Here is an 11,709-nt window from a genome sequence, read left to right as displayed (position 1 = left end):
CGGGCCATAGGCATAGCCGTAGCGACCGAAGGTGCCGCGGACGGGATTATAGAAGGCGCCGATGCCGTAGGTCACCGGCCGCGGGAAGAAGATCGGGATCGGACCCGGCCGGTACCAGGGCCGGTAATACCAGCCCGAGCCGTAGACGAAGGTGCCCCAGGCAAGATAGCCGGTGAGATAGCCCATGGTGTAGCCGTACCAGACCGCGCCGGGCTCGGTTTCGTAGATGCGGACATAGGTCGTGTTGTAGACCGGCGAACTCGGCGGGATCGTGTAGATCTCGTCCGGCACGGACGTTGCCACCTGGAACGGCCCTTCCGGGCTGTCGCCGACGAACCAGACCCCGTCCTGGAGAACGTAATATTTGGCGCCGACCTGGATGACCTGGTCATTGGTGTTGACCGCATAGGACATCGACGTGCCCTCGATCTTCTCGAATTCCGGGTCGCCCGCGTAGGAGACATCGGCGCTGACCGAACCGACCTCGACCCGGGCCGTGCTCGGAATGCTGGCCTTCAGCCGCGCCTGCGCCGCTTCCGACGTGTCCGGCACGGAGGCACGGACGGAATAGTAAGGCGCATCCTCGGGAATGTTCTGGAAGTCCGCCGGCAGGTCCGGCGTGGTGAAGGCCCAGGGCCCGTCGAGGGACGCGGACTTGTACCACCGGCCCGAGACAAGAATGTACCAGGTCTTGGTTTCAGTGAGGATGAAGACGTCACTGTCCGTGTTGGAGGCCCATTCCAGGCCGGTGCCCGGCACGGGCTCCAGTTTCGGTTCGCCGTCGAACACGATCATTTCCGCCGGCTTGTCCGAATAGACCACCTTCGGCGCCTTGCCGTCCGGGAACGGCTGCGGCGGGATCGCCGTGCGCGTTTCCTTCCAGTTGTCGTCGTCGGGCAGGCTCGTGATCGGAGCGGGAAGATCCTGCGCCGGGCTCCAGCCGCTCTGCAGGTCGGTGCTCGTCAGCCACGAGGTCTCGTCGCGCAGGTAATAGGCGCCGCTGTCGGTGAGCTTCAGAAGGTCCCAGTTGGTGTTGACTACGAACTGCAGCCCCTGCACGCCTTTGACCGGGGCAAGCACCGGTTCGCCTTCCGTCTGCAGCAGGATCGACGGTTCGGTGGCGATGAAGATCGGCGGGGCTTCCGAATTGAGGCCCTTGACGTCTTCCATGCGCTTGTATTCGGCAAGGCTGGCGGTGATGCGCTCTTCCTTCACCGTGATCGGACCGGTCGGCAGCAACTTGCCGACCTGCAGGGTGAGGTCGGTGAGGGCTGCCCTGTCCAGAGCGGAAAAGTCGATCTCGGTCACCGCAATGTCGCTGATGATGACATTACCTTCCTCGCCGTCGAGCGCCGACTTGCCGTGCAGGCCGATCACGCCGAACACCGGCTTGGTCTTGTCGTCCTTGACGTATTCGGCGGCAACCAGCGCCTGGAGAGTGGTGAAATTGTCCCATTCGGTGAACTGGGGCTGGTAGAGGACGAGCGTCGCGCCGCCGTCGGTCTGGAAGCTGCGGGGCCAGCCGGTTGTCTGCTCCGGTTCTGACAGGGACAGATAGCTGCCCGCGACAAAGCCGTTCTGCCCGTTAACCGAAATCGCGCACCAGGCGCCGGTATCGTCGCAGTCGCTCATCTCCACGGAGGTGCCGCTCGGCAGTGTGCCGAGGGAGGCAAAGCCCGTTCCGGGACCCTGGCGGAAATTGACGTTGGCCGTGGTGACCGCGGTTGCCGCGAGAACGGGCTGCACGAACAGGAGTGCCGCCAGAAAGGTCGCGAGGAAGGCCTTCATGAATTCCTCCATTACTCGAACACTTGGTTTTCGATGCGGGCCCTTATGCGAGCGAGCGCAGTTTTTTCGGCAGGGACAAGAGCGTGAAAATGCCGCCTTCCTGCCAGAATAAGTTGTCCGTATGCCAGTACTATGACTCAACGGCAGGATGTGGAAAAGGGAAGATTTTGCAGCGGAATGCAGGAGAAGGCGCGGGACGCGGGTCTAACCGTGCAGGCAGGAGCCGCCGAAGACTTACGCCTTCGGCATTCCCTTTGCCCTGAGATGGCGCTTCTGTGCGACGATGCGGAACTGGACGTTGGCGTCACCATAGCCGGCGTAGCCGCCGCGGCGCTCGATGATCTCCGCGATATGGTCGATGCGTAACAGATCAGCCGGCTCCGCGTTGTGATCGTGGTGCCGCTTTCGCCTCTTTCCAGAGCATCAGGCCTTGCCGGGATGCGCCCGGCGAATGACAGGTGACACAACGCGATCGGAAATCGGGATGTCCCAGACCGCGGCCCCACCTGTTGCCTGAAACTTGGCGATCATTTCAGGGATTTGGGACAGGTCGGTTATCGTCTCACCACCGATCCCGAAACCGCGTGCGATTGCAGCAAGATCGGTTCTCCCGAAAACGGCACCTTCGTCGGAAAGACCTTCGGCGCGCAACTTGTGTATTTCCGAGCCATATGCACCGTCGTTCAAGACAATGATCAATATGTTGAGGCCGTGCCGTTTGATGGTCTCAAGTTCCTGGATATGCATCAACAAGCTGCCATCCCCATCGAAGACGACGACGGTCTCGTCCGGCTTTGCCGCCGCAACGCCCATTGCGAACGACGTGCCGTTACCGATGGCACCGAATTCGCGAATGGTCAGGAACTGCGACTGAGACCAGCCCCGCATTTGTGCGAAAAAGTATGAGCAATGCCCGGACGAGTTGACCAGCTGCCAATTCCTTGGAATGGCTTCGTCCAGTCTCGCAACGACCTCTCTTGGATCATGCAGACCGGGTTCGATGTCGAACTCCATCCTGTCAGCAGGTTCTGTCCGGATCCGGTGCGCGAGATCCTCGCTTCGCCAAACAGGCGCCTTTTTGGCGACTTGAACCGTAAGCGCCTCCACAGCCAAGCGGGCATCGCCGCGTAAGTGAGCATCGGCTGCAACGCGACCCTGGTTGATCGTGATCGGATCCACGTCTATCTGGAGCACCTTGGCCGCCGGCCAAAGCTTTCCGCCAGCCGCATTGTGGAAGGTCAATGAACACCCGACAGCAATCACAAGGTCGGCTTCGCCAAAGCAATCGAAAGCGACGTCGGACGAAAATCCGCCGGCAACGCCAAGATTGAATGGATCGTCATGGAAAATGCCGCGGGCAGGCAAGGTTTCCGCAAGAAGGCCGTCGCAGTTTCGCGCGAGTGCACGACATACCGCCGCCGCACCCGCTTCCACTGCACCAAGGCCCGCCATCACGACGATCTTCCGCGACTGATCGACCAATCTGGCTGCCCGGGCTACGTCCTCTGGATGCGGTGGGATTGGCGACAGTTGCGGCACAAGCGTTTGCGAAGGTGCTGGAAAATCCTGAGCGCCGGTCCAAGCGAGCTCCTGCAAGTCGAGCGGCACGCCGACAACCACCGGTCGTCGTTCCCGACGAGCCTGCAGGAAGGCATCGCGGATTGCCGTCGGCATCCGTACAGGCAGATGCAGGCTGTGGTAGTCGGCCCCCGTCGCCTTCACAAAGGGAGCCTGATCGATCCCCTGATTGTACCAACCCGATTTCAGCGGCGCTTCGCCTGCAAAAATCACCAATGGCAACCGGGAGCGAACGGCAGCAGGTAGAGCGGTCATGAGCTGGGTCAAGCCAGGACCGCAGGTAACGGTTGCAACCCCGATGTCGCCCGTCTTTCGGGCGAAGGCCATGGCTGCGGCGACGGCGCAATGTTCGTGACGGACATAAACCATCCGACACCCCTCGCCCGCGAGACGCGTAGCGAAGTTCATATTGGCATCGCCCAGCAAAGCAAAGCACACGTCAACGCCTTCCCTTCGAAAGGTCTCTGCCAAAATGTCGTAGACATGTGCCTTGCCAGATTGAACAGCACTCATTGCAGTCAAACTCCCAAAGTAATTCCTAGTGTAAGGGCCAAGGCAGCCTCACGAAGGCCTGCAGCAAGCCTGGCGGGAAGTCCCGGTTGAGCAATCCGGCCATGAGACAGATGAACCCGACGCCTCCACTGGAGAGAACAAGAGTGTCACGCCAGCGCAGTCCCGCTCGGACGCGGAAGAAGGCGACCATGAATACGGAAAGTGCCAGAACAAAGCCCGCCAGAGCGCTCAAAATCAGCAGCGCTGCGAACCAGGCAAGCGTCCTCCACAATCCATGCCGCTCCTCCTCGCCGTGTCCCCTTTCAACCGTCAGCAAAAACAGCATCTGTTTCGGGGCTCAGCATCATCCGGACAAGCAAAGCAAAGCAGCATAAAAGCGTTATGGAACCGACCGTTAGTGGGAAAATCTTGTCGCTGGTCAGGCCGATTCGGCTGGCATTGATCCAAGCGACAACAAGATATCCCGTGACCGCCAACAGAAACACCATTGGCGCGCGTTTGCTTCCGGTCGCGACGTTACCTTCTGGAAGGATTACCTTGGCATGGCGGAGACCGATCACAACGGACAGGACCGTCGCCGCGAAAATCACAACGACCAGGGGTGATGCTACATAACCCAGGCCCACTTCAAACCCCTGCCGGAATTTGGCGGCCGCGACCTGATGAGCAGAATTTGCGAAATTTTCCGCTTGTCTGGAGAGAACAAAACCGATCAGAAACGCGGGACGGGACCAGTCGAAACGCTTCAGCAAGATGCCCAGAAAGCCGACGACGAAAAGCGCGACCAAGTCGCCCAGATCCTGTCGGGATTGGAATGCCGCAAACGCGATCATCATGAACAGGAATGGCGCCAGCAGCGTGAAGCGGATCGTCGTCAGGCGCGCAATGGGAGCGGACAACACAATGCAGAGCCCGGCGCCAATGACATTGGCCAGCGCCAAGGACCAAACGATCGTATAGGTGAGGTCCAGCTCATAGGTGATCATATGTGGCCCGGCTTCGTAGCCTAGAAGTGCCATGCCGCCGAGAAAAACCGCCATGGAGCCGGAGCCCGGAATTCCGAAAATCAATGTCGGGACCAGACCACCACCTTCTTTTGCATTGTTGGAGGATTCCGGACCGATCACCCCCCGGATGTCGCCCTTGCCAAAGCCTTCCACATTCTTTGCCGTCTGAATGGTATGTCCGTAGGCGATCCAGTCTACCACCGAGCCACCGAGGCCAGGGATCACGCCGACAATCACACCGATGATCGAACATCGAATGGACAGCGCGAGATTGTGGAACCAGTCCCTCAAACCCTGCACCCAACCGAGCCCCAGTTGGCCCGAGGTCGCAATCGCTCTGTCTCCGCGAAGCAGGCTGACGATTTCGGGCACAGCAAAGATGCCGAGGCCGACAATGACGAGAGACAGGCCGTCGATCAGGTATGGAATATCGTAGGTTGACATACGCAGGCTTCCGCCGGCGCCGGCTTCACCTATCGTTCCGACCATCAATCCGAGGCCAGCCGCCGCAAGTCCCTTCAGAGGCAGTCTACCGGCCAGGATCGCGACCATCGATAGTCCGAGCGCCGTGATCATCAGCATTTCCGGCAGACCGAAGGCAAGCACAAGCGGTTTCGCGACCAAGATGAAGAAGGTCAGAACCAAGGCGCCGAGCAAGCCTCCGAACAGCGACGAGGCAAAGGCGGCCGACAAGGCCCGGGCGGCCTCACCCTTTTTCGCAAGTGGAAAGCCATCGAGCACCGTAGCCTGGCTGGCGGAGGAACCTGGAATCCCCAGGAGCACGGACGCAAATGTGTCCGATGTAGGGATCACCGCTATAAGACCGACCATCAGAGCAAGGCCGGACACCGGATCCATCCCGTACATGAAGGGAAGAACAAGAGAAAGACCGGCAATGCCGCCCAGGCCCGGAAAGATACCCACCGAAAGACCCAGAAGGACCCCCAACCCTAGAAACATCAATTGTTCCGGATGAAAAATCAGCACTAATGCATCGCCAAGCGACGCCGCTGCATTCGCCAGAGTATCCATCACCAGTTCTTTCGGGAAACATGCAAGACGTTTGAACTCCCGCTCGGTTTGAGCGGGAGTTCGCGTAATGAGGCTTACTTCAGAGAGACGCCATAGGTCGTCATCAGCCAGTTCTGCACGTATTCCTTCGATTTCTCATCGATCGTCGTGGCCAGCTTGAAAGCATTTGCCGCTGCCTTACCGGTCCTCTGCGGATAGTTTCCAAGCGTCTTTGCGCTGATTTCCGCAAAATCCGGCCGAGCGATTATGGCATCGAATGCCGCTTTATAAGCATCGATCGCCTCCTGCGGCGCGCCCTTTGGAAGAACAATCATCTTTTGGGCCGGGAAACCGGCGATCATGAACGCCTTCCAGGCTTCCCAAACTTCTCCGGATGTCGGACATCCAGGTGTCGCCTCGCAAACTTCCTTGAAGGTCGGAAGATCCGGAAAGGTCGGATCGCGGACGATATTCCCGTCATCATCGAGAGCGCCCCAGGTCATCATTGGAACCGCTTGACCCGCATCAACCAACGGCACAACGGAACTGAGATAAGCGGCGGATGTCTGGTAGTCGATATTTGCCTCACCGCGCTCGAACATCAGTCGACCGTCGCCTCTGCCCTTGATACCAAAAACCGGTTCGACCTTGAGTCCCAGCATTGCCCAGGCCAACTGCGGCACAAGATCAAGTCGGGTCGCGCCTGCGCTGCCCCAGATGAAATCGGTATCCTTGAGCGCGGTAGCGTCCAGACCATTCATTTTCTTTGCGAGATCCGGCGGCAGATAGGCCACCCCGCCCGTGCCAGACACCAGCACGACGTTCCAATCCTTGTATTCGTAGCGAACGCGGGGATCGCCCAGCAGATAGGGAAACTGCGTTGAGCCGGAAGGGCTGAAAATCAACGTTCCGTCTTCGTAGGACTGTTCCTGAAACCAGTTGGCGCCTTTGGTCGAACCGGCCCCAGGCATGTATTTGACCACAACAGTCGGCTTGCCCGGCAAGGCTTCGCTGAGAAGAGGAGCGAAGAAATTCGCAAAATGGGCAGACCCCCCTGACTCGGCAAAAGGAATGACGAATTCCACCGTCTTGCCTTCAAGGTTCAAAGCCTCGGCGGATGCGACACCGGAAAATCCGATTGCGGAGCCGGTCACGATGGCTCCGGCGATGACAGATGTCACCGATTTGAAAAAGCTCATAATTTTTCCTCCCAGAAAGAATGAGCCATAGAGGCCCATTCGTTATCAGAGGCGCCTCCCAGCGCTTGATAATTGTCTTGTGGCCTGCCAACCTTTCAACAACCTTACATAAAGAAAGGGAGGAGCATGAGGATCGCGGTTGTTGAGGACAACGCCGGTCTCGCAAAGGGTATCGCCTATCGGTTCGAGGATGCGGGCCACGCGGTGGACATCATCCATGATGGCGCAGATGCAGACGATTTCCTGCGTAACGACGGAAACGATGTCATCATCCTCGACATCAATCTTCCAGGCGTGGACGGACTTACATTGCTGAAGGGTCTCAGGGCGCGCGGAGACCATCGCCCGGTCATTCTGCTTACCGCCCGTTCGGACACGAATGACCGCGTGCTTGGACTTGACGCGGGAGCGGACGACTACCTCGTCAAACCATTTGCGATGGAAGAACTTGAAGCACGGCTGAGGGCGCTGACCCGCCGGGGCCCCCAACCCATCCGGAACTCCATTCAATTTGCCAATATGATCCTTGACCTGGATTCGCGGCAAGTTGCCGTCGAGGGGACGATGCTGGACATTCCGAGACGCGAACTGACGATCCTGGAAGCCTTGATGCGCGCCGGTGGCCGTATTGTTACCCGGCAAAGTCTGATCGAATACATCTACGGGACAGGCAGCGATGTCGAGGACACCGTCATCGAGGTTCACATCTCGCGGCTTCGCAAGCGATTGCTCGCGCAATCGATCAAAATCCAGGTGCACCGCGGGCTTGGATACGCTCTTTGCGAGACTGGACCTTGAAGAAGACTGCGTCGCTCCGAACCAGATTGATCGTCATCATTCTGGTGCCGCTGTTGCTGATCGCAACTGCGGTCGGTTTTTGGCAATTGAGAAAGGCACGCGACCGGGCCACCGATCTGTTTGACCGAGCGCTTCTGTCCGCCGCGCTGGCCGTCGCCAGTGACGTTGACGCACAGGACGGGGATGCGATCTCGATACCTACCCGCGAGTTGCTTAGCGATACCTCTGGCGGCCCGGTTTTTTATCACGTTTATGCCCCGGACGGGGCCTTCGTCACCGGCTACGCTACCCCGCCCTTGCCGGTTGGAAACAAGCCCATCCCCGAGGGGCCGATCGTCTATTACAACGGCCATTACAAGGGCAACCTGGTGCGCATTCTCCGCATGAAGGACGTTGCCCAGATCAGCGGTTCCACGGGTACATTCACCTTCACGGTTTGGCAATCGCTCGATATCCGGCTGAATTTTGTTAGGGAAGTGACGACGCAGTCCTTCCTGGCACTCGGAGCACTGCTCGGCACGGTTGCCTTTGTCGTCTGGTTTGGCGTCAAGCTGGGCTTGAGGCCGCTGCTGGACCTCGAAGCGGCGATCGCTCTCAGAGGCACCAACGATCTCAGTCCGATACGTCGACCTGTCCCGGAAGAGGCCCAAGGGCTGGTCAAAACACTGAATGATCTGTTTGCTCAGGTCTCGACCTCGATGGAAGCCCAGAAGGTTTTTGTATCCAACGCGGCCCATCAGCTCCGAAACCCGATCGCGGGTGTTCTGGCAATGGCCGAAGCCGTCAAGAACGCACCGAACGAATTAGCGGCCCGTAAGCGCGCCGAAGAATTGCTTTTTGAAGCCAGGCAGGCGAGTGAACTGGCAAACAAGTTGCTGACGCTTGAACGTGTCCAAAGCGTGCATGACGGTCAGCAATCGGTTTTCGATCTGACCCGCGCTGTGCGGCTGGCAATCGAGAAGCATCGGCGGCAAGCCGCCAATGCTGGCATCGCACTTTGCTCCGACGTGCCAGATCATCCAATCGAGATCCTCGGCGACGAAGTGATGGTTCAGGAGGCTGTCGCGAACCTGATCGACAATTCTCTTCTCCATGGCGGTGATGACCTGAAGCAGATCATGGTGAGCCTGAGCCGAAGCGGCCCGACCGCTGAAATCACCGTCCGCGACGATGGCATCGGGGTCGAACTGGCCGACCATCAGAAGATCCTGGATCGCTTTGGACAGGCTAAGCCCGGCAAAGGCAGTGGCCTTGGTCTGTCGATCACCCAAGCCGTGGCACGAAAGCACGCCGGCGAATTGATCATAGACTCAGCCAACCCCGGCCTGGTCATCAAGATGTATTTTACCCTCCACACGGCAGCCACTCCGGCTGCATAGAATACGATCCATTTTCAATTTTGCTGCGCTCTTAAGATAAAACGCTAACTCCGGCACAGACTTTGCCCGGATTTGGCGTCGAATTGAAAAACCGCGTAGCGGCGGATGATCTCCGTAACCGGTTCCCGATCTGCCGTTCCAATTCTTTTGTCCCCCTCGGCATCCGGATCGATGATGGCAACGCACTTGACCATGTCGGCATATCTGCGGTCCGTCTCCCATTTGGGTGCAAATAAAACGAGGTGAATAGGGGCCTTCTGCAGCGCGCGACTTCTCAAGCGTCTCCGGATTGATCATGTTGATCGGCGCACCGTTTACAAATGCATTGATATGCTCGAACGCAGATGGAACGTGATGATGTCGTTCTCTGCAAAAAATGCTCCGCGGATATCCGCAACATTCTCGCCAGCGTTCCGGGCACGTTCACGTAAACCTTCCGAAGCCCAGAAGACGACCTTCATCCCGAAGGCCTTGCCAAGGGCGGCAACCGCCCAAGACGGCCCGCGTATTCCAGGCGCAATAGCCGTGCCTAGCCATTTACGCCTTCGGCATTCCCTTTACCCTGAGATGGCGTTTCTGTGCGGCGATGCGGAACTGGGCGTTGGCGGCGCCGTAGCCGGCATAGCCGCCGCGGCGTTCCACGATTTCGAAGAAGAAGCCCTCGCCGAAGAACGGGCTGTAGAGCTGGAAGTACTCTCCGCCCTTCTCGTCCCGATCATAAAGCACACCGGAGGCCTTGAGCCGATCGAGGAAGGCGTCGTCCAGTCCGAAACGGGCGTCGAGATCGTCGTAGTAGTTGGGTGAGATCACCAGCGGCTTGAAGCCGTTGATGGCGAGCGCGTCGGCGGTGGCGAAGATATCCGCCGTCTCGAAGGCCAGATGCTGCACGGCCGAGCCGAAATTCTCCGACAGGAAGTGACCGGCAAGGGTCTTGCGGTTTTCCGCACCGTTGAGGGTGATCCGTAAAGAGCCTTCCGCGTTCTCGATCGCCTGGCTGCGCACAAGGCCTGCCGGATCGACCACGTCCACCATCGGCGTCTTCATCGTTTCGAAGAGCGATGTGTAGAACAGAAGCCAGGTCAGCATCTCGTCGAAGGCCATGGTCTCGGCGATGTGGTCGATGCGTAAAAGGTCGGCGGGCTCTGCGTTCCTGTCATCGGAGACCGGGCGGAATTCGATTTCCCACACCCGGGAGAGCTCGCTTGTGCCGTCGATGAAATGCATCACCCCGCCGCCGAGGCCCCGGATCGCCGGGATGTTCAGTTCTCCCGGTCCGACCGGCTGTTCGAACGGTTCGGCGCCGAGCGCCCGCGCCCGCTCCACCGTGGCCTTGGCGTCGGCCACCTTCAGGCCGATGTCGCAGACATTGGTGCCGTGGGTCACGTAGGAGGAATGGGCGAAGCCCGACTGCTCGGTGTTGAGCACGATGTTGATCTCGCCCTGGCGCCACAGGTCGACCTTCTTCGACACGTGCCGGCCGACGCGGGCGAAGCCGAGCGTGTGCAGTAGGGCGCCGAGATCGGCTGCTTCTGCTTCGCTGGCGGCGAATTCGACGAACTCGATCCCCGACACAGCGATCCGGTCCGGCATGTCCGGCACCTCGATCTTGATCCCCGGCTCCTGCCGCTTCACCTGATCCATCAGGTAGACCAGCGAACGGTGGCCGTCGACGGAGATCGGCTTGGCCGAGCCGCCGCGGAACTGGTCGTTGAAGATCTCCAGCGAGATCACCCCGTCGTAGCCGGTGGCGGCCACCGCGCGCATGAAGCCGGTGACGTCGAGATCGCCTTCGCCCGGCATGTTGCGGAAATGCCGGCTCCAGTAGAGCAGGTCCATGTCGATCTTGGGCGCATCGGCAAGCTGGACGAAGAAGATCCGGTCGCCGGGAATGGAGCGGATCGTCTCCGGGTCGATCTTGCGGGCAAGCGTATGGAAGCTGTCGAGGATCAGGCCGACGTTTTTATGATCGGCCCTGCGGACGATCTCCCAGGCATCCCGGTGGTCGCTGACGTGCCGGCCCCAGGCGAGCGCCTCGTAGCCGACCTTGATGCCGTGCCTGGCCGCCTGCTCGCCAAGCTCGCGGAAATCGTCGGCGGCCCGATCGATGCCGCCCAGGGAAATCGGCGAGACATTGGAGCAGATCAGCACCAGGTCGGTGCCGAGCTCGCCCATCAGGTCGAACTTGCGTTCCGCTCGCTCAAACGCCCGGCTGCGCTGCGGTTCCGGCATGCCCTCGAAATCGCGGAACGGCTGGAACAGGGAGATCTCCAGACCGTGATCGCGCACCATCTGCCCGACCTCGCGCGGGCTGGCGTCGAAGGCAAGGAAATCATTCTCGAAGATTTCCACCCCGTCGAATCCGGCCGCTGCGATGGCTGCCAGTTTCTCCGCCAGGTCACCCGAAATCGAGACGGTCGCAATCGCGGTCTTCATGGC

General features: G+C 59.5%; 9 protein-coding genes. 3 read left to right on the top strand and 6 right to left on the bottom strand.

All coding sequences use genetic code 11. The features are described 5' to 3' along the window. Positions 1-1,788, bottom strand: a 1,788-nt coding sequence (locus tag ABIN98_RS23340; RefSeq protein WP_346913652.1) for an SH3 domain-containing protein, incomplete at its 3' end; no start/stop codon positions are given. 177 nt (positions 1,789-1,965) lie between these two features. Between ABIN98_RS23340 and ABIN98_RS23335 the strand changes: the two genes are divergently transcribed. Beyond that, on the top strand, positions 1,966-2,154 hold the full coding sequence (locus tag ABIN98_RS23335) for a hypothetical protein (protein ID WP_346913650.1): 189 nt from the start codon (positions 1,966-1,968) through the stop codon (positions 2,152-2,154). 57 nt (positions 2,155-2,211) lie between these two features. Here the strand turns inward: ABIN98_RS23335 and ABIN98_RS23330 are convergent, their stop codons facing one another. From ABIN98_RS23330 to ABIN98_RS23315, 4 genes are all read right to left on the bottom strand, one after another. Then, a complete protein-coding gene (locus tag ABIN98_RS23330; RefSeq protein WP_346913648.1) occupies positions 2,212-3,879 on the bottom strand; it encodes a thiamine pyrophosphate-binding protein in 1,668 nt (555 codons plus the stop codon). Between the two features lie 25 nt (positions 3,880-3,904). Further along, positions 3,905-4,150 (bottom strand): hypothetical protein, encoded by a 246-nt coding sequence (locus tag ABIN98_RS23325; RefSeq protein ID WP_346913646.1) that lies wholly within the window; start codon positions 4,148-4,150, stop codon positions 3,905-3,907. A gap of 31 nt (positions 4,151-4,181) precedes the next feature. Further along, positions 4,182-5,918, bottom strand: coding sequence for a tripartite tricarboxylate transporter permease (locus ABIN98_RS23320; protein WP_346913644.1), 1,737 nt, complete (start codon positions 5,916-5,918; stop codon positions 4,182-4,184). 74 nt (positions 5,919-5,992) lie between these two features. Then, positions 5,993-7,135: a tricarboxylate transporter gene (locus tag ABIN98_RS23315; protein WP_346913642.1), complete on the bottom strand. Its 1,143-nt coding sequence runs from the start codon at positions 7,133-7,135 to the stop codon at positions 5,993-5,995. Between the two features lie 87 nt (positions 7,136-7,222). On the opposite strand from ABIN98_RS23315, the gene ABIN98_RS23310 reads away from it, so the two are divergent. Continuing rightward, on the top strand, positions 7,223-7,894 hold the full coding sequence (locus tag ABIN98_RS23310; RefSeq protein WP_346913640.1) for a response regulator transcription factor: 672 nt from the start codon (positions 7,223-7,225) through the stop codon (positions 7,892-7,894). Then, the gene (locus ABIN98_RS23305; protein ID WP_346913638.1) at positions 7,891-9,273 is read left to right on the top strand and encodes a sensor histidine kinase; all 1,383 of its coding nucleotides are present in this window, start codon (positions 7,891-7,893) and stop codon (positions 9,271-9,273) included. Before ABIN98_RS23310 ends, ABIN98_RS23305 begins: the two co-directional genes overlap by 4 nt. 537 nt (positions 9,274-9,810) lie before the next feature. Here ABIN98_RS23305 and ABIN98_RS23300 read toward each other — a convergent pair. Beyond that, complete coding sequence (locus ABIN98_RS23300; protein WP_346913636.1) at positions 9,811-11,706, bottom strand: TIM barrel protein; 1,896 nt, start codon at positions 11,704-11,706, stop codon at positions 9,811-9,813. Between the last annotated feature and the right edge of the window lie 3 nt (positions 11,707-11,709).

The organism is uncultured Roseibium sp. (assembly GCF_963675095.2).
In the GTDB taxonomy this organism is placed as follows: domain Bacteria; phylum Pseudomonadota; class Alphaproteobacteria; order Rhizobiales; family Stappiaceae; genus Roseibium.
The sequence above is the reverse complement of the archived record's forward strand: the minus strand, read 5'-3'. Positions and strand labels throughout refer to the sequence as shown.